The 23,676-nt window shown below is 49.2% G+C and carries 40 protein-coding genes and 1 rRNA gene; 4 read left to right on the forward strand and 37 right to left on the reverse strand.

The window, feature by feature from the left end; genetic code table 11:
• The 3 genes from AC27KL_RS26485 to AC27KL_RS26495 form a co-directional block, all read right to left on the reverse strand.
• Window positions 1–120, reverse strand: a 16S ribosomal RNA gene (locus tag AC27KL_RS26485); the annotation flags it as partial.
• Between the two features lie 361 nt (window positions 121–481).
• On the reverse strand, window positions 482–712 hold the full coding sequence (locus AC27KL_RS26490) for a hypothetical protein (RefSeq protein ID WP_036712662.1): 231 nt from the start codon (window positions 710–712) through the stop codon (window positions 482–484).
• A gap of 162 nt (window positions 713–874) precedes the next feature.
• Complete coding sequence (locus AC27KL_RS26495) at window positions 875–1,483, reverse strand: stage II sporulation protein M (RefSeq protein ID WP_339322460.1); 609 nt, start codon at window positions 1,481–1,483, stop codon at window positions 875–877.
• A gap of 92 nt (window positions 1,484–1,575) precedes the next feature.
• Here AC27KL_RS26495 and pdaB point away from each other — a divergent pair, with 92 nt between their 5' ends.
• Window positions 1,576–2,382 (forward strand): polysaccharide deacetylase family sporulation protein PdaB, encoded by an 807-nt coding sequence (pdaB, locus tag AC27KL_RS26500; protein ID WP_487171682.1) that lies wholly within the window; start codon window positions 1,576–1,578, stop codon window positions 2,380–2,382.
• A gap of 37 nt (window positions 2,383–2,419) precedes the next feature.
• Here the strand turns inward: pdaB and AC27KL_RS26505 are convergent, their stop codons facing one another.
• Window positions 2,420–3,010, reverse strand: a complete 591-nt coding sequence (locus AC27KL_RS26505) for a KinB-signaling pathway activation protein (protein ID WP_487171683.1) — start codon at window positions 3,008–3,010, stop codon at window positions 2,420–2,422.
• Window positions 3,011–3,137: 127 nt separating this feature from the next.
• Between AC27KL_RS26505 and gerD the strand changes: the two genes are divergently transcribed.
• Window positions 3,138–3,863: a spore germination lipoprotein GerD gene (gerD, locus tag AC27KL_RS26510; RefSeq protein WP_036712658.1), complete on the forward strand. Its 726-nt coding sequence runs from the start codon at window positions 3,138–3,140 to the stop codon at window positions 3,861–3,863.
• A 63-nt stretch (window positions 3,864–3,926) separates the two neighbouring features.
• Here gerD and AC27KL_RS26515 read toward each other — a convergent pair whose 3' ends face one another.
• The 5 genes from AC27KL_RS26515 to AC27KL_RS26535 all read right to left on the reverse strand — a co-directional run bounded on the left by AC27KL_RS26515 (window position 3,927) and on the right by AC27KL_RS26535 (window position 8,458).
• Entirely contained in the window at window positions 3,927–5,015 is a 1,089-nt protein-coding gene (locus tag AC27KL_RS26515) for an Mrp/NBP35 family ATP-binding protein (RefSeq protein WP_487171684.1), read from the reverse strand.
• A gap of 78 nt (window positions 5,016–5,093) precedes the next feature.
• Window positions 5,094–5,852 (reverse strand): N-acetylmuramoyl-L-alanine amidase CwlD, encoded by a 759-nt coding sequence (gene cwlD, locus AC27KL_RS26520; protein WP_212952118.1) that lies wholly within the window; start codon window positions 5,850–5,852, stop codon window positions 5,094–5,096.
• 69 nt (window positions 5,853–5,921) lie between these two features.
• Window positions 5,922–7,091 carry a sulfate adenylyltransferase gene (sat, locus tag AC27KL_RS26525; protein ID WP_487171685.1) on the reverse strand — a complete coding sequence of 390 codons (1,170 nt, stop codon included), beginning with the start codon at window positions 7,089–7,091 and terminating at the stop codon, window positions 5,922–5,924.
• Window positions 7,092–7,117: 26 nt separating this feature from the next.
• Window positions 7,118–7,810, reverse strand: coding sequence for a phosphoadenylyl-sulfate reductase (locus AC27KL_RS26530; RefSeq protein WP_487171686.1), 693 nt, complete (start codon window positions 7,808–7,810; stop codon window positions 7,118–7,120).
• A gap of 192 nt (window positions 7,811–8,002) precedes the next feature.
• A complete protein-coding gene (locus AC27KL_RS26535) occupies window positions 8,003–8,458 on the reverse strand; it encodes a spore coat protein (RefSeq protein WP_339325241.1) in 456 nt (151 codons plus the stop codon).
• A gap of 198 nt (window positions 8,459–8,656) precedes the next feature.
• Between AC27KL_RS26535 and AC27KL_RS26540 the strand changes: the two genes are divergently transcribed.
• Both AC27KL_RS26540 and AC27KL_RS26545 read left to right on the forward strand, forming a co-directional pair.
• The gene (locus AC27KL_RS26540) at window positions 8,657–8,980 is read left to right on the forward strand and encodes a hypothetical protein (RefSeq protein WP_339322465.1); all 324 of its coding nucleotides are present in this window, start codon (window positions 8,657–8,659) and stop codon (window positions 8,978–8,980) included.
• A gap of 70 nt (window positions 8,981–9,050) precedes the next feature.
• Window positions 9,051–9,278 (forward strand): hypothetical protein, encoded by a 228-nt coding sequence (locus tag AC27KL_RS26545; RefSeq protein WP_339322466.1) that lies wholly within the window; start codon window positions 9,051–9,053, stop codon window positions 9,276–9,278.
• A 117-nt stretch (window positions 9,279–9,395) separates the two neighbouring features.
• Here the strand turns inward: AC27KL_RS26545 and rpsI are convergent, their stop codons facing one another.
• The 28 genes from rpsI to rplV form a co-directional block, all read right to left on the reverse strand.
• A complete protein-coding gene (rpsI, locus tag AC27KL_RS26550) occupies window positions 9,396–9,788 on the reverse strand; it encodes a 30S ribosomal protein S9 (protein WP_036712641.1) in 393 nt (130 codons plus the stop codon).
• A gap of 20 nt (window positions 9,789–9,808) precedes the next feature.
• Window positions 9,809–10,246 (reverse strand): 50S ribosomal protein L13, encoded by a 438-nt coding sequence (rplM, locus tag AC27KL_RS26555; RefSeq protein ID WP_036712637.1) that lies wholly within the window; start codon window positions 10,244–10,246, stop codon window positions 9,809–9,811.
• A gap of 184 nt (window positions 10,247–10,430) precedes the next feature.
• Window positions 10,431–11,207, reverse strand: coding sequence for a tRNA pseudouridine(38-40) synthase TruA (truA, locus tag AC27KL_RS26560; protein ID WP_339322467.1), 777 nt, complete (start codon window positions 11,205–11,207; stop codon window positions 10,431–10,433).
• Between the two features lie 239 nt (window positions 11,208–11,446).
• The gene (rplQ, locus tag AC27KL_RS26565) at window positions 11,447–11,812 is read right to left on the reverse strand and encodes a 50S ribosomal protein L17 (RefSeq protein ID WP_036712632.1); all 366 of its coding nucleotides are present in this window, start codon (window positions 11,810–11,812) and stop codon (window positions 11,447–11,449) included.
• A gap of 33 nt (window positions 11,813–11,845) precedes the next feature.
• Entirely contained in the window at window positions 11,846–12,790 is a 945-nt protein-coding gene (locus AC27KL_RS26570) for a DNA-directed RNA polymerase subunit alpha (protein WP_127606487.1), read from the reverse strand.
• A 133-nt stretch (window positions 12,791–12,923) separates the two neighbouring features.
• Entirely contained in the window at window positions 12,924–13,319 is a 396-nt protein-coding gene (rpsK, locus tag AC27KL_RS26575) for a 30S ribosomal protein S11 (protein WP_127606489.1), read from the reverse strand.
• Window positions 13,320–13,338: 19 nt separating this feature from the next.
• Window positions 13,339–13,707 (reverse strand): 30S ribosomal protein S13, encoded by a 369-nt coding sequence (gene rpsM, locus AC27KL_RS26580; protein WP_036712625.1) that lies wholly within the window; start codon window positions 13,705–13,707, stop codon window positions 13,339–13,341.
• Window positions 13,708–13,728: 21 nt separating this feature from the next.
• Window positions 13,729–13,842, reverse strand: a complete 114-nt coding sequence (gene rpmJ, locus AC27KL_RS26585; protein WP_003322638.1) for a 50S ribosomal protein L36 — start codon at window positions 13,840–13,842, stop codon at window positions 13,729–13,731.
• 232 nt (window positions 13,843–14,074) lie between these two features.
• Complete coding sequence (infA, locus tag AC27KL_RS26590; protein WP_006212898.1) at window positions 14,075–14,290, reverse strand: translation initiation factor IF-1; 216 nt, start codon at window positions 14,288–14,290, stop codon at window positions 14,075–14,077.
• A 2-nt stretch (window positions 14,291–14,292) separates the two neighbouring features.
• Window positions 14,293–14,607, reverse strand: a complete 315-nt coding sequence (locus tag AC27KL_RS26595; RefSeq protein ID WP_487171687.1) for a KOW motif-containing protein — start codon at window positions 14,605–14,607, stop codon at window positions 14,293–14,295.
• A gap of 4 nt (window positions 14,608–14,611) precedes the next feature.
• On the reverse strand, window positions 14,612–15,364 hold the full coding sequence (gene map, locus AC27KL_RS26600; protein ID WP_339322469.1) for a type I methionyl aminopeptidase: 753 nt from the start codon (window positions 15,362–15,364) through the stop codon (window positions 14,612–14,614).
• Between the two features lie 5 nt (window positions 15,365–15,369).
• The gene (locus AC27KL_RS26605; RefSeq protein WP_339322470.1) at window positions 15,370–16,014 is read right to left on the reverse strand and encodes an adenylate kinase; all 645 of its coding nucleotides are present in this window, start codon (window positions 16,012–16,014) and stop codon (window positions 15,370–15,372) included.
• 90 nt (window positions 16,015–16,104) lie between these two features.
• On the reverse strand, window positions 16,105–17,403 hold the full coding sequence (gene secY, locus AC27KL_RS26610; RefSeq protein WP_339322471.1) for a preprotein translocase subunit SecY: 1,299 nt from the start codon (window positions 17,401–17,403) through the stop codon (window positions 16,105–16,107).
• Window positions 17,403–17,843: a 50S ribosomal protein L15 gene (gene rplO / locus AC27KL_RS26615; RefSeq protein ID WP_036712615.1), complete on the reverse strand. Its 441-nt coding sequence runs from the start codon at window positions 17,841–17,843 to the stop codon at window positions 17,403–17,405. Before rplO ends, secY begins: the two co-directional genes overlap by 1 nt.
• A 47-nt stretch (window positions 17,844–17,890) precedes the next feature.
• Window positions 17,891–18,076, reverse strand: coding sequence for a 50S ribosomal protein L30 (gene rpmD / locus AC27KL_RS26620; RefSeq protein ID WP_036712612.1), 186 nt, complete (start codon window positions 18,074–18,076; stop codon window positions 17,891–17,893).
• Between the two features lie 12 nt (window positions 18,077–18,088).
• Complete coding sequence (gene rpsE, locus AC27KL_RS26625) at window positions 18,089–18,586, reverse strand: 30S ribosomal protein S5 (protein ID WP_036712609.1); 498 nt, start codon at window positions 18,584–18,586, stop codon at window positions 18,089–18,091.
• A gap of 26 nt (window positions 18,587–18,612) precedes the next feature.
• Complete coding sequence (gene rplR / locus AC27KL_RS26630) at window positions 18,613–18,981, reverse strand: 50S ribosomal protein L18 (RefSeq protein ID WP_160045386.1); 369 nt, start codon at window positions 18,979–18,981, stop codon at window positions 18,613–18,615.
• 81 nt (window positions 18,982–19,062) lie between these two features.
• Complete coding sequence (gene rplF, locus AC27KL_RS26635) at window positions 19,063–19,605, reverse strand: 50S ribosomal protein L6 (protein WP_339322472.1); 543 nt, start codon at window positions 19,603–19,605, stop codon at window positions 19,063–19,065.
• 30 nt (window positions 19,606–19,635) lie between these two features.
• Entirely contained in the window at window positions 19,636–20,034 is a 399-nt protein-coding gene (gene rpsH / locus AC27KL_RS26640) for a 30S ribosomal protein S8 (RefSeq protein ID WP_160045384.1), read from the reverse strand.
• Between the two features lie 32 nt (window positions 20,035–20,066).
• Entirely contained in the window at window positions 20,067–20,252 is a 186-nt protein-coding gene (locus AC27KL_RS26645) for a type Z 30S ribosomal protein S14 (protein ID WP_013312154.1), read from the reverse strand.
• 46 nt (window positions 20,253–20,298) lie between these two features.
• Window positions 20,299–20,841 carry a 50S ribosomal protein L5 gene (gene rplE, locus AC27KL_RS26650; protein ID WP_036712597.1) on the reverse strand — a complete coding sequence of 181 codons (543 nt, stop codon included), beginning with the start codon at window positions 20,839–20,841 and terminating at the stop codon, window positions 20,299–20,301.
• Window positions 20,842–20,872: 31 nt separating this feature from the next.
• Window positions 20,873–21,226, reverse strand: coding sequence for a 50S ribosomal protein L24 (rplX, locus tag AC27KL_RS26655; RefSeq protein WP_339322473.1), 354 nt, complete (start codon window positions 21,224–21,226; stop codon window positions 20,873–20,875).
• A gap of 81 nt (window positions 21,227–21,307) precedes the next feature.
• Complete coding sequence (gene rplN / locus AC27KL_RS26660) at window positions 21,308–21,676, reverse strand: 50S ribosomal protein L14 (protein WP_160045381.1); 369 nt, start codon at window positions 21,674–21,676, stop codon at window positions 21,308–21,310.
• Between the two features lie 38 nt (window positions 21,677–21,714).
• On the reverse strand, window positions 21,715–21,981 hold the full coding sequence (gene rpsQ / locus AC27KL_RS26665; protein ID WP_025336666.1) for a 30S ribosomal protein S17: 267 nt from the start codon (window positions 21,979–21,981) through the stop codon (window positions 21,715–21,717).
• A 43-nt stretch (window positions 21,982–22,024) separates the two neighbouring features.
• Window positions 22,025–22,222 (reverse strand): 50S ribosomal protein L29, encoded by a 198-nt coding sequence (gene rpmC, locus AC27KL_RS26670; RefSeq protein WP_036712586.1) that lies wholly within the window; start codon window positions 22,220–22,222, stop codon window positions 22,025–22,027.
• Window positions 22,212–22,646: a 50S ribosomal protein L16 gene (rplP, locus tag AC27KL_RS26675; RefSeq protein WP_194234539.1), complete on the reverse strand. Its 435-nt coding sequence runs from the start codon at window positions 22,644–22,646 to the stop codon at window positions 22,212–22,214. Before rplP ends, rpmC begins: the two co-directional genes overlap by 11 nt.
• Window positions 22,647–22,648: 2 nt before the next feature.
• A complete protein-coding gene (gene rpsC / locus AC27KL_RS26680; RefSeq protein ID WP_339322474.1) occupies window positions 22,649–23,314 on the reverse strand; it encodes a 30S ribosomal protein S3 in 666 nt (221 codons plus the stop codon).
• 13 nt (window positions 23,315–23,327) lie between these two features.
• Entirely contained in the window at window positions 23,328–23,660 is a 333-nt protein-coding gene (gene rplV / locus AC27KL_RS26685) for a 50S ribosomal protein L22 (RefSeq protein WP_212952123.1), read from the reverse strand.
• Window positions 23,661–23,676 lie beyond the last annotated feature (16 nt).

Raw genomic sequence — 23,676 nt, forward strand, 5'->3', positions numbered from 1 at the left:
TTACTCACCCGTCCGCCGCTAAGTCTCAGGAGAGCAAGCTCTCCATCAACTCCGCTCGACTTGCATGTATTAGGCACGCCGCCAGCGTTCGTCCTGAGCCAGGATCAAACTCTCCATGAAAGTTTGTAGCTCATTTTGAATCTGACGAGAATTTAATTCTCAATGTTTGCTCCGCAAATCATCCAACCATAGGCTTGGACCGACTTGCTTCGCGATCGGCTTTGCAAGCAAAGCCTGTATCTCACTCGTTGTTCAGTTTTCAAAGATCAAATTCTTTCGTTTTCGTTCATCACCGCATCTCAGCGGCGACTTTTATAATATATCATACATGCTCGATGTTTTGCAAGACTTTTTTTAAAACTTTTTTTCGAAGTTTTAAATTCGTCAACATCTCGCAGCTTTCCGTTTTATTTGACTAAAAACCGAAGCGAAAATAAATTTATCATAGATCCCCGTTGACCGTCAAGCACTTTTTTCGCATTTATTGTTTGAATTGAGACAGCTTGCTGTTACGCGCATATTTGGAAAGTTCCTTCGGGGGCGCGAATCTGGCATACATGCGGAACACCGTGCGATACCGGCTCGCGATCGCGTTTCTCACTTCCAGGTCCAATCTATGGTCGCTTAAGTCAAACAGCATTTCATCCAGCTCTTTACGCAGTACATAATCCAGTTCTTTGCATTCCTTATCGTTAAAAAGCATACCCAGCATGGTTGCTTGGCCTCCTTGTCGACTAGAGCATATTTTCTGAAATTATCGGAATTTGCAACATTCTAAAATGTGGCTCGATATGCCGCCTTAATGTTATGCACAGTTTTTGGGAAATTTATGAATGCGGTATGCCGAAAAAAGGCAAATAGGCGCTATGCCTATTTACCCCTTCATCAGCGTGTAAGTAATCGTGCTTTCGATAATGGCGGCCACAAACAATAAAATGACGATCCATACCGATGCCGTCCATGCCTGCCGGAAACCCTCCTTCCATTTCCCCTTTAATCCTTCCTTCCCGCTCCCGCCAAGGCTCGCAATGACAAGCATCCCCATCCGAACCCCAAAAGCGCAGGCGATGATAATCGCTGGAATTTCAATGATCCCATGAGGCAGCAGACCTTTCACGACCAGATCGAACAAGCTGTTTCCCTGTTCCATAGAGGTATGAACCAGGAACCCGACAACCATGCCGTTCACAAGCAAAAACAAAATCGGAAGGATGCCCAAAAACAACCCCAAAAAGATCATCAATACGGCCTTGATGCTGTTATTGAAAAAGATGAACACGAAAAAATTCCACTTCGGGTTGGACGACCTGCTCAGGCTTTCCCCGATATCGCGGATTCCTCCCATCTGCTGATCGATGAACTGCGCCAATACGCCGGTGCTGTACCATCCTGCGACGATGCCCAAAACGAACAGGACCGTGACGAACAGCAGGGTTTTGCGGATCGAACCCAAATCTTTCAGAAAAACCGAAGGGCGAAGCATAGTTGACCTCCTCCTGGTATAACTCGCTGGTACGAGCATACTATGTAAAGTAAACAAGCATTTCCATTGTGGGAAAGGAGCGACAAACGCAAATGAATTCATTTTTTTATGTGCTGAACGGCCGCAAAATCAAACGCACCTTCTTCGTGCTCGCCGCGGCACTGTTTGCGATCGGCATCATTTATGTAGAGTCAGACAATGTCACGGTATTCTCCGAAGGGGCTCCAGCCGCCATTTACAGCGTTCCTACCGAAAAGAAAGTGATCGCCCTGACCTTTGATATCAGCTGGGGAGAAAAGCGCACCGAGCCTATCCTGAACATTCTGAAAGAAAAAGGCGTAACCAAAGCCACCTTCTTCCTCTCTTCCCCTTGGAGCAAAAGCCATCCGGATATCGTCAATAAAATCAAAACCGCGGGCTTCGAGATCGGAAGCCATGGCCATAAGCACGTCAACTACAGCAGCTTAAGCGACGAGGAGATCAAAACCCAGCTCATGACGGCTAACTCTATATTAACCGATCTGACGGGTAAGGAACCTACCCTGCTCCGCCTGCCGAACGGCGACTTCGATAAACGCGTGCTTAAAATCGCCGACAGCATGAATTACAAGGTCATCCAATGGGATACCGACTCGCAGGATTGGAAAAACATCGGGGTCGACAATATCGTGAACCGCGTCGTAAGCAGCGCCCATCCGGGCGATATCGTTCTCCTCCATGCAAGCGATTCGGTCAAACAAACCCATCAGGCGCTCCCGATCATTATCGACGAACTGCGGAAACAAGGTTATGAATTCGTCACGGTCTCGGATTTATTGTCGCAAGCCGATACCAAAGGAAAGGAAGTGCAGGATCAGGCGACGCTGCAGCAAGCCCTTGAAGATGCGGCAGGCATGTAAGCATACGAAAATTTTAAAGAAAAAAGAGCTAAGTTTCTTAGCTCTTTTTTGGTTTCAGCACTTTATGCAGTATTAAAATCTGGTATGCATTGCACGCGAGGAGTGGTACCACAATAAAGATCGTGGCATTGTTCTCATTGATTTTCAGACCGCCCACCATTTCGACGATGGTCACGGCGATCATGAAAAAGAGGGTCGGCACCCATGCGGTAACGTTGGTGGCTTTCGCTTTAAAATAGGCGACGGCAACAGCCACGACCAAAATCGCCAGTCCCAGGAGCAAATCCGCCATTTGGCTGTTTTCCTTGCCGACGAAGGAACGGAAGAACATCACTTCCAGCAGCGCCAATATTGCTAAAACAAGCTGTATGTATTGCCAAGCCTTTTTTGGGAATACACCGATAGCCGTATAATTCAGGATCATATAAGCAAAAAAACCAAGCTGCGAGTAAACGCTCGTAAGTGCTCCAAAACCGAAAAGAATAAGCACGTAAAACAATACATCGCTTACATCCTTGAAGGAAATGGATTCCCTGCTGAACGGCAGCAGAAAACCGGTGATGATGGAGACGGCGGCTCCCACCAGCAATGTTTGCAAAAATAACTTGGACCAATTTTTCAAGTTCAAATCGCCTGCACCCCCAAGACTTTATTTTACCAACGTTCACATTAAAAAACCATGCCCGGAAACGACATATTTCGAAATCCACTTCGGCATACTACATGCAGGATGATAAGCAAAAGGAGTGACGCTCATGAAGTGGCCTGTTTTAGGCATTTGGGGAATCATATTCGGACTTACCACCGTACTCTCAGGCTGCGGATCCGAACCGAGCTATGCACCGCCTCAAGGCGATTATAAAGAAATGAAGACGATGGTGGTCGACATCCTGAAGAGCGACGAAGGCAAAAAAGCCGTCGAAGATGCCCTGAAACAGGGCGGCGGAGGCTCTTCGGGCGGCAGCGGCGGCCCCGGCATGCAAATGATGACGATGCAGGCTACCGATCAGATCCGAACGGCGGTCAAGGATACCATCACCTCGCCGGAATATAAAAAGGAATTCGAAAAAATCATGACCGATCCGCAGTTCGCCGGCGACTTTGCCAAGGCGATCAGCACCCAAAACAAGCAGCTGCACATGCAGCTGATCAAGGATCCGACGTATCAAAAGGCGATTTCCGATATCATGAAGTCGCCCGAGGTCATGAAGATGTTCCTCGATTTGACCAAAACGCCGGAATACCGCAAGCAATCGATGACGGTCATGCAGGAAGCGATGCAAAATCCGATGTTCAAAATGGAAGTGATGTCGCTCCTGCGAAACGTGGTGACCCAGGAACTTCAGCCGAAGGTCGAAAAGGAAGGCGGCCAAGGCGGAGAAGGCGGCAAACAGAAGGAAGGCGGGGAAAAAGGCGATAAAGAAAAAGAAGGCGGTGGCGGCGGAGAAGGCGAAGAAGGCGGTGGCGGCAACGCTTCCTAAAAATCGAATGACACAAGAAAAAAAGCCCTCGCGACGGGGCTTTTTTTCTTTGAACCAAACGGTCTATTTTTCGCATTTGGCGATAATGCTCGCCGCCAGCTCATTGTAAATTCGTCCGCTCGCGGATTCGGATTTATATACCGATGGCGAAAAATCCGGCTCTGAAATATGGTTGTCCGGCGCTCCGAGCGGAAGCTGGGCCAAAAGTTCGGTGTGAAGCGTTTCCGCCAGCTGTCCCCCGCCGCCCCGGCCGAACACGAAATCCTTTTCTCCGCAATGGGAGCATTCGTAGTATGCCATGTTTTCCACGACGCCCAGTATTTCATGATTCGTCTGAATGGCCATGGCCCCTGCACGGGCTGCGACAAAAGCGGCCGTCGCATGCGGGGTCGTTACGATGATTTCCTTGCTTTGCGGAAGCATTTGGTGAACGTCCAGCGCAATGTCCCCGGTTCCCGGCGGCAAATCGAGCAGCAGGTAATCCAGCTTGCCCCAGTTGACGTCGCCGAAAAATTGATGGAGCATTTTGCCGAGCATCGGGCCCCGCCATACGACCGGACTGTTTTCGCGGATGAAAAAGCCCATCGACATCACCTTGACGCCAAACCGTTCGACGGGAATGATCAATTCATTCTCGACGACGGGGCCTTCCTCGATTCCCATCATGTCCGGAACGCTGAAGCCGTAAATATCGGCATCGATCAAACCGACCCGCTTGCCTTGGCGGGCCAGCGCCGCAGCAAGGTTGACGGTTACCGTGGATTTGCCGACTCCCCCTTTACCGCTCGCCACCGCGATAAAATGCACGTCCGGATCGTTCAGCAGCTCGTTTCTTTCGAGGCCGGCCGCATGCCCCTTCACCAGCTTGTCTTTATCCGTTTTTCGTTCGTGGTCGCCCAAAATCTTGCCGCGCTCATGCTCGTTGGCCGGACGGATGCGGACGTGCACATCTCCCGCTCCGGCAGCTTGCAGACGCTCGCGGATTTCTTTTTCCAGCGCTTGTCCATAATCGTCCAGCGTAATCACGGATAGCGACACCCTGGCGTCTTTCACGACGATATCTCTTATCATTTGCAGCTCCATAAGGCTTCTACCGGTAACAGGCTCGCTTACGGGCTGTAGCACCTCTTGTACTTGCTCACGTGACAACATGATGGCAGCACCTCTGCTTTGTATATTGTGCATCCGCACGAGGCGAATGCGCCCCAGAAGCCATTATACCATCAACGCTTACATTTCTGGCGACAAATTCGCCTTTTCCCCCGATAAATACCGCAGCATCCCTTTATACACCGCAGCCGCGACCTTCCGCTGGTATCCTTCGTCCCTTAAGAGCTGAGACTCCTCCGGATGGGACAAAAAGCCGACTTCGACCAATGCCGCGGGCATTTTCACGGCTTTAAGAAGGTACACGTGGTTTACGGTTTTGGCGACGCGGTCGGTATTTTCCAGGTTGCGCTTGATTTCCTCCTGGATGAACACGGCCAGCGTCTTATTGTCGGGATGATTGGGATAATAAAAGGTTTGGGCTCCGCTCCATCTGCCGGGGAAGCTGTTCAAATGGATGCTCAGAAACAGGTCGGCGTTGGAGTTTTCGATCATCTTGGCGCGCTGCTTCAAATCCTCCGTTTTACGTTTGGAGTATCCTTTCGTATCCTTCCCTGCCAAATCGTAGTCGCCTTCCCGCGTCATGTACACGACAGCCCCCGCCTGCTGCAAATAATCGCGCAAATACAAGGCGATCGCCAGATTCACATCCTTTTCGATCAGGCCCTGCTTGCTTACGGCTCCGCCGTCGGGGCCGCCGTGGCCCGCATCGAGCACGATGACCTTTCCCGATAACGGAAGGCCCCATTGCCCCGTCGTTTTAACCGCGGGAATATTCAGCGTGGCTACGGTGACAAAAACGATCGCCAGACATATGCCGATGAAAAGCTTCTTGATGGAGCTCAGCCGGATCCACAGCACCTGCTTGCCAGGCTTGGACATCAAAAATCCACCTCCGTTCCCATATCGACTCTACTCATCTATATGGGCGAAGGTGGACAAATAGTACCTTTAAGGCGTAACTTGCGCGCGCATGCCTGCGATCAGCACTTCAGCGACTTCCGGACGGGTGAATTCCGGCGGCGGACACTGCCCGTCGCGGAGCAATCCGCGTACCTTGGTGCCGGACAGGGTCAGGTGATCTTCCTTCGGATGCGGGCAGGTTTTGCTGGACGCCATGTTGCCGCATGTTTTGCAGAAGAAGCTATGCTCGAAAAACAGCGGCGTAATGCCGAGCTCTTCAGGCGTAAAGTTCGAGAATATCTCCTGCGCTTCATAAGTGCCGTAATAGTCGCCTACCCCGGCATGGTCGCGTCCGACGATGAAATGGGTGCAGCCGTAATTTTTGCGGACCATCGCATGGAAAATAGCCTCTCTAGGACCCGCATAACGCATGGCGGCAGGAAATACGCCCAAAAACGTCCGGTCCTGCGGATAATAGTTTTCCAGAAGAACCAGGTAGCTCTTCATTCGTACGTCCGCCGGAACGTCGTCCGATTTCGTCTCGCCGACAAGCGGATTCAGGAACAGGCCGTCAACGATCTCTAGCGCCGTCTTCTGAATGTACTCGTGGGCCCGGTGTACGGGATTGCGGGTTTGGAAGCCGACAACCGTTTTCCAGCCCTTTTCCCGGAACAGCTCCCGGGTTTGCGCCGGGTCGAAATAAAATTCGCGGAACTTTGCAGGCTGCGGGCGGTTAAGGACCTTGACGCTCCCGCCGACATAGATCGGGGAACGCTCGAACAGCTTTTTCACGCCGGGATGCTCCAGATCGCTCGTTTTGAACACCTTCAGCGCTTCTTCCTCCTGATCGGCTTCGTACACGCTTTCCACGGTCAAAACGGCATACACGACGCCGTCCTCGGCTCCGGTCAACGCCACTCGATCCCCCAGGCTAAGCCCTTGGGCCGTCGTTTCATCGACGGATAACGTCACCGGTATGCTCCATACCGTTCCATCGGCAAGCCGCATCGTGCTGACCACCGAACGGTAATCCTCTTCGTTCAGAAATCCTTCAAGCGGAGAAAATGCCCCGTTCCCAATTAAATCAAGATCGGAAATGGTCCAATTGTTCACCCGGATCTGCTTCAAAAACGGCGAAGCCTTCAGAAGCTCATCGCGTTCGTTTCCTTCTGCAAACCTGTTAACCAGCTTGCCGCCATGCGGAAGTATTCCAGTCATGCCGTTCATTCCTCCTATTTCGAAATTTATTGATGCAGTCCGCATTCCGTTTTTTCCGTTCCGGACCAGCGGCCGGCTCTTGGGTCTTCGCCCGGCTGCACCGGACGGGTGCAGTGTTCGCAACCGATGCTCGGATAGTTCCGGTCATGGAGAGGATTGTACAGCACTTGGTTTTCGCGAATATATGTCCAGACATCGTCGGATGTCCAATCGGCTATCGGGTTGAATTTGACCAGCCCGAACTTATGATCATATTCCACTTTCTTGGCATTGGCTCGCGTCGGAGCCTGGTCTCTGCGGATCCCCGTGATCCAGGCGTCGTATTGGGAAAGAATCCGGGTGAGCGGCTCGACTTTGCGGATGTTGCAGCACTTGTTCGGGTCGCTTTTCCACAATTCCTCGCCATGGCTGGCCGCTTGCTCCTCCGGCGTCAATTTGGGAGACACGCGCACGAACTGGATGCCGTATTTGGATTCCAGCCGGTCTCTCGTTTCGTACGTTTCCTTAAAGTGAAAATCCGTATCCAAATAAAAAATATCGGTGGACGGACTCACCTTTTGCAAAATATCAACCAAAACCACGTCCTCGGCCCCAAAACTGCACGCAAACGTAATATTCGGGAATTTCTCGACGGCAACTCGAATGACCTCTTCGGCGGAAGCATGCTCCAGCTCGGCGGCTTGAACCTCGATCCACTTTTCTTTTTCAAGCAAATTCATGCGAATGTCTCCCCTTCCAATAATTCGTATCATAATCATTGCAATAATAATCAGTGAATACCAAGCGGTTTAATATGATTTAAATCCAGTATAAAGCAATATCTTTAGTTGTCAATCCTATAAAAAAGTTCTGAAACCTGCGAAGAAGAAAAAGACCTTTCGCTGCGAAAGATCTTTTTCTTGGCCGGGCCCTTACATCTCCAGCGCTTTTTTAGCGGTTTTCTTATCGTTTTCGAGCAGCTGATGCAAATCGTATGCGGGATAAAATCCGCGTTCATGCATGAAGTTAAAGACTTTCGTATGCAGTTTGATCGCATGGTTCAGATGTTTGACGAATGTATCTTTAAGCTGCGGAGTAGCTGCCTCCGTTACGGCTGCCGCGTAGTTTTTGACGGAGTTTTTGGCTATCCCGAGCAGATGGCCGGCATAAAAGGCGGTCAGGTCTTCGTGATGCGGCTTGCTTTTGTTGTTTCTCGCTTCCATGGGAGCCATCGGATAAAATTGCAGCAGCTCCTTCAGGTTGGACTCCGTGGAGCGGATCGTCTCCTCATAAAGCCCCCGCAGCTTCGGATCCGCCACGTCATGGACGTGCATTTTAAGTCCCATCAAAGTGTTGGACTGCGAAGCGGTAAGTTCATGCAGCTCCATCGTTTCATGCCATGCCAAATGTTTATGCTGTGCGTTAGGTTGCAAAATCAAATCCCTCCGTTCGAGTTATGCTACAGCATATGATGAATCCGCCCAATAGGCACATTGTCTTACCAAAAAAGAATAAGAATCCGCCCTGCAAAGGAACAATACGTAAGGGATCAAAACCATACCAGACTACCGAAGGAGGCATTCCCTTTGAATCAGTTCAACCAAACGCAGCAAATTACCCAGCTCGTCCAGCAGTTGATTCAGCAAACTCAACAGGCTTCGCAAGCTTACCAACAGCTGTTGAGACAAGAAGAAAGCAACGCGATGCAGCTCGAGCAACTCGCTCAGCGTGAGCGCCATGCAGCCCAGGTGATCCAAAACGCGCTGCAAGGACACCAAACTGCGATTCAACAGCTGCAGCAAATTTCCAATATGGCTCACCAAATGGAAAACGTCAGCCATTCCTACACCGGCTTTGGCCAACAGCAATACGGAATGGGCAACAACTACCAAGGCTTTCAGCGTCAATAATCATCCAAACGGGAAATAGATCGAGCAGTTCGGTCTATTTCCTTTCAAAATTCCGATGAGGTGAAAAAGCATGATTGTTTCCTCCAACCAGCTTGGCCAATCGTTATATTGCAGCCAATGCGGCAAGGAAAACGAACAGATCAACGTATGGTGGAAAGACGGACGGAATGACGACGGATTGGGTTACAGCGAGGTTTTTGCCGAATGCCCGGCCTGCCATGCCCAGCTCATGAAAAAACATGCGTACGGGGAAATCGGCTCTGTCGATGATGCATTACATATTTTGCAAAATGAATAACTCCGCTTTTTGGGGTTTAATCCAACTGCCGCAAGGCAGTTTTTTTCTGGAGCGGGCAAAATAAAAAACCCCTGGCCGGTAAAGGCCAGAGGCTTGTATCCTGAAATCCAGGAAATATTAACGTTTCGAGAATTGTGGCGCGCGACGAGCCGCTTTGAGACCGTATTTTTTACGTTCTTTCATGCGTGGGTCACGAGTCAGGAAGCCCGCTTTTTTCAAAGCCGGACGGAATTCTGGGTCAGCTTTCAGCAGCGCACGGGAGATACCGTGACGGATTGCGCCTGCTTGACCGGAGATGCCGCCGCCGTTAGCGATAACGAGTACGTCGTATTGTCCGAGCGTTTCAGTCAGAGCCAGCGGTTGCTTCACGATCAGTTTGAGGGTTTCCAAACCGAAATATTCGTTGATGTCGCGTTTATTGATGACGATGCGTCCTTCACCCGGTACAAGGCGAACACGTGCTACCGAATGTTTACGACGACCTGTCCCATAGTATTGTACTTGTGCCATGAAACTTGTCCTCCTTTTAATTATCCGCGAAGTTCGTAAACTTCTGGTTTTTGTGCTGCATGTGGATGTTCGGAACCTGCATATACTTTCAGTCTCAGCTTCATTTTTTCGCCCATGCGGGTTTTAGGAAGCATGCCGTGAACAGCGGATTCCAATACACGTTCAGGTTTGCTGTTCAAGAGGTCTTGAGCGTTAGTCACTTTCAGACCGCCTGGATGCAGGGAGTGACGGTAGTATTTTTTGTTTTGCAGTTTTTTGCCTGTCAGATGGATCTTCTCAGCGTTGATGATGACAACGAAATCGCCGCCGTCAACATGAGGTGTAAATTGTGGCTTGTGTTTGCCGCGGATCAAAGCAGCTGCTTCGCTCGCCAAACGACCAAGCGTTTTGCCTTCGGCATCGATGATGTGCCAATTGCGCTCAACTTCATTTGGCTTCGCCATATAGGTGGTACGCATGAATAGTTCCTCCTTGTAATCGTCCGAAAATCATTTATCTTCGTTCATCTTTGTTATCAAAAGAAAGTCATTTGTAATGTTAGGTTTGTCGTTTTCTTACTGGGGGCTGTGGGAGAGCCATAAGAAAACACAACTTTTATTTTACAGTATAGGCAGATAAATCGCAAGCCGATTTTCAATGTTTTTAATCGAAATTCTCATACTCCACATTCCATAACATGAGACCCTTCGATTCGGCCGTCGGACCTGCTTTCATCCGGTCTTTGGCCTTCAGGATCGACGCAATGTCCTCAGGACGTCTACGGCCTTTGCCCACTTCCAGCAGCGTGCCCACGATAATGCGGACCATATGCTGCAAAAATCCGTTTCCGGTGATATAGACATGGATCAGTCCCTGATCCCGGGTTCCCGGGCGGCACATGGATTGATCCCTTTCGATATGGGCATCATATACGGTGCGAATATGGGAAGGCTTGGTGGAATGACGGGAAGCAAAGGAAGTAAAGTCATGGGTACCGATCAAGTGCTTCAGCCCTTCGGACATCGCTTCTACATCGAGCTTGCCGGGATGATGAAGCTCCGTATTTCTGCGGAACAGATCCGGATATTGATTGGCATTGATGGTGTAACGGTACGTTTTTCGCTTCGCGTTTCTTCTGGAATGAAAATCCAGGGAAACCTCCCGGGCTTCGGTCACCAAAATATCTTTGGGAAGTCTCGAATTCAGCGCCAGGCACCATCGTTCCACGGGAATTTGGGAGGCGGTATGAAAATGAAACACCTGCCCGATCGCGTGAACGCCGGCGTCCGTCCGGCCCGAGGCATGGATTTTCACCTGCTCGCCCGTCAGCAGCTTAATGGCCTTCTCCAAATAATCCTGAATGGCGTTTCCGTCCGGCTGCGTCTGAAACCCGCTGTAGTTCGTACCGTCATAACTGACTTTCATGCAAATGTTACGCATTCCCCAAATCCTCCTGACCTCTTGCTTCCTGCTTCGATGACGCGCTTCATGCCGCAAACATAAAACGGCTCCGCCGTAATTCACGGCGAAGCCGTTCCAAGGTAATTCAAAAGGAACACGAAACGGGGCCTCTTATCCGGATAAGACGAATCTTATTCCGTATACAGGCCCCGGACGTGAAAAAAAGGGTTCGATCAGAATCATACGATTCCTTCCCCCCTTTCCCCATCCTCACCTGTTTACGCGCGGTCAACCAGTTCCAGATAAACCATAGGCGCGGAGTCACCGCGGCGAGGTCCGAGCTTCAGGATACGAGTGTATCCGCCTGGACGCTCAGCGTAACGGGTAGCCAACTCGCTGAACAGTTTTTGGATAGCGTCTTGCTCTCCGTCAACTGTTTCACGACGTACGAATGCTGCCACTTGGCGGCGAGCATGAAGGTCACCCTTCTTCGCTTTCGTGATCAGCTTCTCAGCGATGGAACGAACTTCCTTCGCTTTCGCTTCCGTTGTTTGAATGCGCTCATATAAGAACAGGTCGGTTACCAGGTCACGGAACAAAGCTTTACGTGCGCTGGAATCGCGGCCCAACTTTTGGTATGCCATGTTTTCCCCTCCTTCGCTAACAATCCTAAGATGCTATTCTTCTGTACGGAGTCCCAAACCGAGCTCTTCGAGCTTCTCTTGAACTTCCTCCAAAGACTTGCGGCCCAGGTTGCGGACTTTCATCATATCTTCTTCGGTCTTCGTGGTCAGCTCTTGTACCGTGTTGATGCCGGCACGCTTGAGACAGTTGTAGGAACGAACAGAGAGATCCAGCTCTTCGATCGTCATTTCAAGCACTTTTTCTTTTTTGTCTTCTTCTTTTTCGACCATGATTTCCGCATCTTTCGCCTCATCGGTCAAGCCGACGAACAGCATCAAATGCTCGGTCAAAATTTTGGCGCCGAGGCTTACGGCCTCTTCCGGACGGATGCTTCCATCAGTCCAGATTTCAAGCGTCAATTTGTCGTAGTTGGTCACTTGACCAACCCGCGTATTCTCCACGCCATAATTCACGCGGCTAATCGGGGTATAGATAGAATCGACCGGGATGACGCCAATCGGTTGATCATCACGTTTATTCTTATCTGCTTGGACATAGCCACGACCGCGGTTAGCAAAAATACGCATGTGAAGTCTCGAACCTGGTCCCATGGTAGCAATATGCAGGTCTGGGTTGAGAATTTCGACATCGCTGTCCGCCCGGATATCTCCTGCCGTCACGACTCCTTCGCCCTCAGCATCAATCTCAAGGACTTTCTCCTCGTCGGAATGAATTTTCAGGGAAAGAGCCTTCAGGTTCAGAATAATTTCCGTCACGTCTTCCATTACACCCGGAACCGTTGAGAACTCGTGCAGTACGCCATCGATTTGAACGGACGTTACGGCTGCGCCTGGCAGCGAGGACAACAGGATCCGGCGAAGGGAATTCCCCAGGGTCGTTCCATATCCGCGCTCAAGCGGTTCTACTACAAACTTGCCATAGGCACCGTCTTCACTGACGTCTACGGTCTCAATTTTCGGCTTTTCGATTTCAATCACGCAAGTACCCCTCCTTCAAGCGTCGCTCCTATTTGAAACTGTCATTACCCTTGTGTACTCATGTAGTATGCCTAAACAACCATTATTAGCAGATTGTGCCGGAAATATACCACATTTTACAGGTTTGCTTCAATTAGACACGACGACGCTTAGGTGGGCGGCAACCGTTATGCGGAACTGGAGTTACGTCTTTGATCAGGTTGACTTCCAGACCAGCAGCTTGCAAAGAGCGGATCGCTGCTTCACGGCCTGCACCTGGACCTTTAACCATAACCTCTACCGACTTCATGCCATGTTCCATCGCAGCTTTAGCCGCGGATTCGGCAGCCATTTGCGCTGCGAACGGAGTCGACTTACGGGAACCTTTGAATCCAAGGCCGCCGGAGCTTGCCCAAGAAATCGCGTTTCCATGAGGATCCGTAATCGTTACGATAGTGTTATTGAACGTGGAACGGATATGAGCCACTCCGGATTCAATATTTTTGCGGTCACGACGTTTAGTACGTACGACTTTTTTCGGTTTAGCCATTGTCTTTTATCCCCCCTTCTTATTTCTTCTTGTTCGCTACAGTACGACGAGGGCCTTTCCGTGTACGAGCATTCGTTTTAGTACGTTGTCCACGAACCGGCAGACCGCGGCGATGACGCACTCCACGATAGCAGCCGATCTCAATGAGACGTTTAATATTCAAGGAAATTTCACGACGCAGGTCACCTTCAACCTTAACCGTTTTGTCGATCGTTTCACGCAGTTTGCTGACTTCATCTTCCGTCAAATCACGAACACGAGTGTCCGGATTGATGCCTGTAGTGCTCAGAATTTTCTGGGAAGTCGTTTTACCGATTCCGAAAATATAAGTCAAGGCGATCTCAACGCGTTTGTCACGTGGCAAATCCACACCAGCTATACGAGCCATTTTACGCTACACCCCCTTCTATTAACCTTGTTTTTGTTTGTGCTTCGGATTTTCACAGATAACCATTACAGTCCCTTTGCGGCGAATGACTTTGCATTTTTCGCAAATAGGCTTTACAGAAGGTCTTACCTTCATGTTAATTACCTCCCTCAAGTTTTGCAAAAAACAAAACTCGCTTCGTAAGGATTGACTAAAGTCTTGCTTTTACGCAAAACCTTCTTCAGAGAATTTACTCCCATCATGAAGGAAGCAAATTCATATTTAAGGATCAACCGGACTTTACAAATGTAAACCCTCGATCGAATATTTTCAAGTGCCCTATAGGATCATAACATCCCGGGCGTCCTATTGAAAGAAACGGTAAAATTTACTTACGGTACGTTATACGGCCTTTGGTTAAATCATAAGGCGATAACTGCACGACCACTTTGTCGCCTGTCAGAATACGGATAAAGTGCATCCGCAGCTTACCGGAAACATGGGCAAGAATTTGATGACCGTTCTCAAGCTCGACTTTGAACGTTGCATTCGGCAGCGGTTCGATGACCGTGCCTTCCACTTCAATTACATCCTCTTTAGCCACAGTTAGTCTCCTTTCTCTTCAGCATGGGTTTCGGTGGACTTCATAAACTTCATGACTGCATAACGCAGTTTTCCGTTCGTGACCCGACCGCTTTCATTTAAACTGTTTGCGACCTCGCTGCTTATGAAGGACTGGGGCTCCAGATGGAGAAGGTTTTTCTTCTTTTTCTGGTCAAACTTTCGTTTGTTCCCGTCCGCTATATACACGAACCTGCTGTCCTCAATGGATACGACCACGGCCACCTGTCCGGCGTCTTTGCCTTTCAGGATCTTCACAATCTGGCCGATTTGCAGGCTGCCTGGATTACTCAAGAACAATCACCTACATATCGAGTTTTGTGAGAATTTCATGGCCTTCGGCTGTAACGGCAACCGTATGCTCAAAATGGGCACACAAGGAACCGTCGACCGTAACGACCGTCCAGTTGTCTTCAAGCGTTTTGACATAACGGGATCCGGCATTCACCATCGGTTCAATCGCCAGCACCATGCCGGGTTTGAGCCGAGGGCCCCGATCCGGAACGCCAAAGTTCGGAATTTGCGGTTCTTCATGCAGTTCTGCCCCAACTCCGTGTCCGACATACTCGCGAACAACCGAGAAGCCGGCGTCTTCGATGACGCGCTGGATGGCATGTGAGATCGTGAACAGGCGCACATCTGGTTTGACAAGCTCCAAGCCTGCATACAAGGATGCTTCGGTAACGTCCAGCAATCGCTGGGCTTCTTCCGAGATCTTGCCTACAGGATAGGTCCAAGCGGAGTCTCCATGGTAACCACGGTACTGCGCACCGATGTCTAGCGTAACAATGTCGCCTTCGTTTAATTTGCGTTTGCCGGGAAATCCGTGTACCAATTGATCATTGACTGAAGCGCAAATGCTGGCAGGAAAACCATTGTAGCCCTTAAAAGACGGCAGTGCTTTTTGACTGCGAATGTAGTGGTCAGCGATAGCGTCCAGTTCCCCGGTCGTGATGCCCGGTTCGATATGCTTTGCCATAAGACGGTGCGTTTCCGCCACAATTCGCCCTGCTTCCCGCATAAAGCCGAGTTCCGTTTCGGACTTACAAATGATCATTACGACTAACCTCGCAGCACCGACACGATCTCTTTCGATACCGCATCGATTTGTTGATCACCATCGATCTGACGCAAAAGACCTTTGTTCTCATAAAATGCAAGGAGTGGTGCTGTTTTGTTGATATATTCGTCCAGACGGGTACCGACGCTCTCTTCGTTGTCATCCGAGCGCTGATACAGCTCGCCTCCGCATTTATCACAAACACCTTCCTGTTTAGGCGGGTTGAAGATCACATGGTACGTAGCGCCGCAGCTTTTGCAAATCCGCCGCCCCGTCAAGCGGGCGAGCAGTTTGTCGCGGTCCACTTTCAGGTTGATGACATGATCCAGCTTGGTGTTCAGTCTGCTAAGGATATCATCCAGCGCTTCCGCTTGCGAAAGAGTTCTTGGAAAACCATCCAATAAAAAACCTTTTTCGCAATCGGACTGCTGCAGACGTTCCTCCACGATGCCGATCGTGACATCATCCGGTACCAAAAGCCCTTGATCCATGTATTCTTTGGCTTTGATCCCAATGGGAGTTCCCTGTTTAATCGCCAGACGAAATGCATCGCCGGTGGAAATGTGGGGAATGCCGAATTCATTGACAATGACTTCTGCCTGCGTTCCTTTCCCTGCCCCAGGAGGGCCCATGAATAGTATGTTCACGTTTCTCTCTCCCTCCGACTTGCCTCTTTACAAGAAACAACGCAATAAGTTGCCGGGAAGCGCAAAAAACGACTTCACCGGAACCTATCACTATTTATTGATAAAACCTTTATAGTGGCGTTTGATCAACTGACTTTCGATGGTCTTCATCGTATCGAGCGCAACCCCGACGACGATCAGCAGTGAAGTGCCTCCGATTTTGACCGAACTAGGCAAGCCAGCCAGCGTACCCAAGCCGATCGGCAGCAAGGAAATAACAGCCAGGAAGATGGCGCCTGTCATGGTTAGACGGGACATGACCCGGGTCAGATATTTCTCGGTAGCTTTACCAGGGCGAATGCCCGGAATATAGCCGCCGTTTTTCTTCATATTGTCTGCCATCTGGTTCGGGTTCATCTGCACGAAGGTGTAGAAGAACGTGAAACCGATAATCATCAGGACATACAGTACCATACCAAGAGGGTAATCATATCTCAAGTTTGTTTGGATCCATTGGGCCCAAGCATACGTGTTAAAGAATCCCGCGATAATGGTAGGGAACTGCAGCAGGGATACGGCGAAGATGACCGGAATGACGCCTGCCGCATTGATTTTCAGCGGAATATGCGTATTCTGTCCACCGTACATCTTGTTGCCAACCACGCGTTTGGCATATTGGACAGGAATTTTACGAATCGCCTGTTGGATGTAGATGACACCCACAATAACCGCCACAATAACAATCAGGACGATCAAAGATTTCAGCGTATTCATAAAAGCCTGACCTTCTTGAATGAAACTGGACTGAGCCGTTGTACGGATATATGTCGGAATGTTGGCGATAATCCCGGAGAAGATCAAGATGGAAATACCGTTGCCGATTCCCTTTTCCGTAATCTGCTCGCCGAGCCACATCAAGAACGCGGTACCTGCGGTCAATACGATCGCAATCACCAAGTAATCCGCGAACGTGGCGTTGGGAATCATCTGCGTACCGTACAAACGGTTAAAACCGACGGACATCGCAAATGCCTGGATGAGACCCAACACGATCGTACCATAACGAGTCAATTGCGCCGATTTCTTTTTCCCGTGCTCGCCTTGTTTTGCCCACTCGGCCAGCTTCGGAATAACGTCCATCGAAAGCAATTGCACGATAATGGACGCGGTAATATACGGCACGATCCCGAGGGCAAAAATAGAGAACTGATGGAGCGCGCCCCCTGAGAACGTGTTTAAGAGACCAAACAATTCTGAACCTTGTTGATTCGTCTGTTCCAGGACATCTTTATTGACGCCAGGAACAGGAACGAATGAGCCAATACGGTAAATGATCAGCACGAACAAGGTAAACAAAATTCTTTTTCGAAGGTCCTCAACCCGCCATATATTCTTCAGGGTCTTAAACATTAGATCACCTCGGTTTTACCGCCGGCAGCCTCGATCTTCTCTACCGCAGATTGAGAGAACTTATTTGCTTTTACAGTCAATTTCACGGTCACTTCACCGTTGCCAAGAATTTTGATGCCGCTTTTCGTGTTTTTCACTACGCCGCTCTCCACCAAAATTTCAGGAGTAACTTCTGTGCCCTCTGCAAAGCTGTTCAGTTCCTCGATGTTAACAATCGCATACTCTTTCCGGGTAGGATTTACAAAACCACGTTTTGGCAAACGACGATACAGCGGGTTTTGGCCACCCTCGAATCCAGGACGTACACCGCCGCCGGAACGAGCGTTTTGACCTTTATGACCGCGACCGGATGTTTTGCCCGTACCGCTACTTGTACCGCGACCTACACGCTTGCGGTCTTTACGGGAACCCGCAGCTGAAGTAAGTTCATGTAACTTCATCGTTCGTTGCACCTCCTTAATATTTGTAAGTTAATTCGACGCTGGAATTAACCTTCAATTTCTTTAACAGATACCAGATGGCTCACTTTGTTGATCATACCGCGAATCGCGGGATTGTCGTTGTGGACCACGCTGGAGTTAAGTTTACGCAAGCCGAGAGTTTTCACGGTAGTACGCTGAGTTTCAGGACGACCGATCACACTGCGGACGAGGGTAATTTGAAGTTTAGCCATGACATTCCCTCCTTAACCGAGCAGCTCTTCGACAGATTTGCCACGAAGTTTGGCAACCTCTTCAACGCGTTTCAGACGGGACAAGCCCTCCAGAGTCGCGTTGACCATGTTCATGGAGTTCGAAGAACCCAAAGATTTTGTCAAGATGTCACCTACACCAGCCAGCTCGAGTACTGCGCGAACAGGACCGCCGGCGATTACTCCAGTACCTTCGGAAGCTGGTTTCAACAGAACGCGTCCAGCGCCAAAGTGACCAGTAACCAGGTGAGGAATAGTTGTTCCTACGATCGGAACGTGGATCAAGTTTTTCTTCGCATCTTCGATGCCTTTGCGGATCGCGTCAGGTACTTCACCGGCTTTACCGATACCTGCACCGACCCAGCCTTTGCCGTCGCCGACAACAACCAGTGCGCTGAAGCTGAAACGGCGTCCGCCTTTTACAACTTTAGCTACGCGGTTAATATTTACAACTCTTTCAGTCAGTTCTAAAGTGTTCGGATCTACACGCAAGTCGTTAACCTCCTTTTTAGAAATTCTTAGAATTCCAAGCCTGCTTCGCGTGCTGCTTCAGCCAGGGCTTGAATCCGTCCATGATACAGATATCCTCCACGGTCGAATACAACCGCTGTGTGTCCTTTTTCCTTCGCGCGTTTTGCTACCAGTTCGCCTACTTGACGAGCTGCTTCCACGCTGCCGCCGTTTTTCACGGAACCGCTCAGTTCTTTATCAACCGTAGATGCGGATACCAGGGTTACGCCTGCTACGTCATCGATCAGTTGAGCATAGATATGTTTAGAAGAACGGAATACGTTCAAACGCGGACGAGCTGCAGTACCTTGGATTTTCTTGCGTACACGCAGATGACGTTTGACACGTGCCTTGTTCTTATCCTGTTTTGTAATCATGACTTCCTTTTCACTCCTTTCAGTTTGCCATTACAGCTTCACTAAGACGCACAAGGCAAAAGACCGGTAAGCTTAGAAAGCTTATTTCTTCTTACCAGCTTTACCTTCCTTACGGATAATGCGTTCGCCTTCGTACTTAATCCCTTTGCCTTTGTACGGTTCAGGTTCGCGAACGGAACGAATTTTAGCGGCGTATGCACCTACGCGCTCTTTATCGATACCGCGAACGATGATTTTCGTATTTGCAGGCACTTCGAATTCAATACCCGGTTCTGGAGTGATTTCAACCGGATGAGAGTAACCAACGTTCAGGACGATCTTGTCTCCGGACTTGTTTGCACGATATCCGACCCCAACGAGTTCCAGAGATTTCGAGAATCCTTCGGTTACGCCGCTCACCATGTTGCTGACAACGCTGCGGGTCGTGCCGTGAAGGGAACGATGCAGTTTGTTGTCGGATGGGCGTTCAACGATGATTTCGTTGTTCTCAACCGTTACTTTCATATCCTTGTGAAGTTCACGAGTCAAAGATCCTTTCGGTCCTTTAACCGTGATTGTAGTATTGTTCAGTGTGACATCCACACCGCTAGGTACTGCGATTGGTTTGCGACCAATACGGGACATTTGTTGCACCTCCTTGTTCTGTGACGTGTATTACCAAACGTAGCAGACAACTTCTCCGCCAGCTTTGGATTGACGAGCTTCTTTGTCGGTCATAATCCCCTTCGAAGTGGAGATAATCGCAATTCCGAGACCGCCGAGTACACGAGGGATTTCGTTGCTCTTCGTGTAAACGCGCAGACCTGGTTTACTGATTCTCTTCAAGCCGGAGATAACGCGTTCGTTGTTAGGACCGTATTTCAGGAAAACACGGATAATCCCTTGTTTGTTATCTTCGATATATTCTGCATCACGGATGAAACCTTCACGCTTCAGGATTTCAGCGATTTGTTTTTTCATCGTCGAAGCAGGCATCTCAACTGTTTCGTGACGCACAGTGTTCGCGTTACGAATACGAGTAAGCATATCTGCAATTGGATCAGACATAGTCATGTGTGTAAACCTCCTTCCCGATTATAAACTTCTTACCAGCTTGCTTTTTTCACGCCAGGGATCTGGCCTTTATAAGCTAATTCACGGAAACAAATTCTGCAAATTTTGAACTTTTGCAGTACCGAATGTGGACGACCACAACGTTCGCAACGTGTGTAAGCACGTACTTTGAACTTAGGCGTACGTTGTTGTTTTACTTTCATCGAAGTTTTTGCCACTTAGCCTGACACCTCCTAAAAATTTTCGGAGAAATGGATTCGCGAATTACTTCGCGAAAGGCATTCCCAATTGAGCGAGCAGCTCGCGGGACTCTTCGTCAGTTTTAGCCGTCGTTACGATAACGATATCCATACCGCGGACTTTATCCACTTTATCATACTCGATCTCAGGGAAGATCAGTTGCTCCTTGAGGCCAAGCGTATAGTTTCCGCGTCCGTCGAATGCTTTCGTGGACACGCCGTGGAAGTCACGCACGCGTGGAAGAGTGATGTTGAACAATTTGTCCAGGAAGTAATACATGCGCTCACCGCGCAGCGTTACTTTCACACCGATCGGCATATTCTCACGCAATTTGAATCCTGCGATGGATTTTTTAGCACGAGTGATTACCGGTTTTTGACCAGCGATCAGCTGCATGTCGTTAACTGCGGAATCAAGCACTTTCGAGTTGGATACGGCATCACCCACACCCATGTTGATGACAACCTTCTCGATTTTAGGTACTTGCATAACAGTAGAATAGTTGAACTTCTGCATCAAAGCAGGAGTAACTTCATTCAAAAAACGTTCTTTCAATCTTGCTGCCATGAATCATAAACCTCCTTTCTTTAGCTCTCGATTAGTCGATAACTTCTCCGGATCTTTTCGCTACGCGAACTTTCTTACCGTTATCGAGCACTTTATAACCAATGCGGGTTACTTTGCCGCTCTTCGGATCGATATGCATCACGTTGGATACATGGATTGGCGCTTCCTGCTCGATGATTCCGCCTTGCGGATTCATTTGGCTAGGCTTTTGGTGTTTTTTCACCATGTTCACGCCTTCCACCAGTACGCGGTTTTCACGAGGATAAGCTGCAATGACGCGGCCTTTTTTGCCTTTGTCTTTACCGCTGATCACCATTACTGTGTCGTCCTTTTTAACGTGGAGCTTGTTGTTGTAGGATTCCAGAACCTTTTTCACTTTTGGCATTCGTTACACCTCCTGCGGGCTTGCCCATGGCAAGTAACTTGGAACGATTTATTCAATCGGTTATCCGATTCAATTGAAGACTTAGATAACTTCCGGTGCCAAGGAAACGATTTTCATGAAGTCTTTATCACGAAGTTCGCGTGCCACTGGTCCGAAAATACGAGTTCCGCGTGGGCTCTTGTCTTCTTTAACAACAACCGCTGCGTTTTCGTCAAATGCGATGTAAGATCCGTCCTTACGACGTACGGAACGTTTCGTACGAACGACAACAGCCTTGACTACGTCACCCTTTTTGACAACGCCGCCTGGTGTTGCTTGTTTTACGGAACAAACGATCAAATCGCCAATCGCTGCAGTACGACGTCCTGTTCCTCCCAATACGCGGATACACATCAGTTCCTTCGCACCGGAATTGTCAGCTACTTGCAGACGTGTAAATGGTTGAATCATTGAAATTTCCTCCTTTCGGAAAAACTGTCGCTATATCTTTAGATGATAACCGCTTTTTCAACGACTTCTACCAGTCTCCAGCGCTTATCTTTGGAGAGTGGACGAGTTTCCATGATTTTAACGGTATCTCCGATTTGTGCAGTGTTGTTCTCATCATGCGCTTTAAATTTTTTGGTGTATTTAATGCGTTTGTGATAGAGATCATGCTTCTTGTAAGTTTCAACAGCTACGACAATGGTTTTATCCATTTTATCGCTGACAACTTTACCGATTTGCACTTTACGAGCATTGCGTTCTTCGCTCATCGTTAGCCTCCTTCCTGAATACAGGCAATAATGACTGCATCAATTAACTAATCCCAAGTTCTCTTTCACGGATGACGGTTTTAGCACGAGCTATTTCCCTGCGCACATCACGGATCCGAGTCGGGTTATCAAGCTGTCCGGTAGCCAATTGAAAACGGAGGTTAAAGAGTTCTTCTTTAAAGCCCGCAATCTTTTGCTCAATTTCTGCAGTGGTCAAGTTACGCAGATCATTAGCTTTCATTTGCTTCACCACCCAATTCTTCACGTTTCACAAACTTCGTTTTGATCGGCAGCTTGTGAGCGGCGAGACGCATCGCTTCGCGAGCAACTTCCTCTGGCACGCCTCCAAGTTCAAACATAATCTTGCCTGGTTTGACAACTGCGACCCATTTTTCAACGTTACCTTTACCGCTACCCATACGAACCTCAAGAGGTTTTTGAGTGATCGGCTTATCTGGGAAAATTTTAATCCAAACTTTACCACCGCGGCGGATGTAACGAGTCATCGCGATACGCGCTGCTTCGATTTGGCGGTTCGTGATCCAAGTTGGCTCCAGAGCCTGCAGACCGAATTCGCCGAAGTTGAGCTCAGTGCCGCCTTTTGCCATACCCTTCATGTGACCGCGTTGCTGCTTGCGGTGTTTTACACGTTTTGGTACCAACATGATTAGTTGCCTCCTTCCTGAGCTACTTGTTTCTTAGCCGTAGGAAGAACCTCTCCACGATAGATCCATACTTTCACGCCAAGACGGCCGTAAGTCGTATGTGCTTCAGCTGTACCGTAGTCGATGTCAGCACGAAGCGTATGAAGTGGAACAGTTCCTTCACTGTAGCCTTCCGTACGAGCGATTTCAGCGCCGCCAAGACGTCCGCTGACTTGAGTTTTGATACCTTTAGCGCCTGCACGCATCGTTCTTTGGATTGCTTGTTTCAATGCACGACGGAAAGAAACGCGGCGTTCCAATTGTTGTGCAATGCTTTCTGCAACCAAGATCGCGTCCATGTCCGCTTGTTTGATTTCAGAAATGTTGATGTGAACTTTTTTACCGCCTGCAATTTTCGTTACTTGGTTCCGCAGTACTTCGACTTCAGAACCACCTTTACCGATAACCATGCCTGGTTTCGCAGTGTGGATCGTTACGTTCACACGGTTAGCCGCTCTTTCGATTTCGATGCGAGATACGGCAGAGTCTTTCAATTTATTTTTAAGGTATTCACGAATTTTAACGTCTTCCAGCAAAAGATTTCCGAAATCTTTGCCTGCATACCATTTCGATTCCCAATCACGGATAATACCGATCCGGAGTCCGACTGGATTTACCTTTTGGCCCACACGTTATCCCTCCTTATTTTTCAGATACCACCAAAGTAATGTGGCTGGTGCGTTTGTTGATTCGGCTCGCACGACCCATGGCACGTGGACGGAATCTCTTCATGGTCGGCCCTTGGTTTACGTAAACCTGGCTCACAACCAAATTGTTAATATCCATCGAGTAGTTATGCTCAGCATTGGCGATCGCCGAGTTCAGCAGCTTCTCTACGACCAGGGAAGCCGATTTCGGAGTGTGGCGAAGAATGGCGATGGCCTCACCAACTTGCTTACCGCGGATCAAGTCAACCACGAGCTTGACTTTACGAGGAGCAATCCGGATCGATCTGGCATGTGCTTTTGCTTCCATTTGTTTTACCTCCTCT

It is taken from the genome of Paenibacillus sp. YAE3 (genome assembly GCF_057546105.1).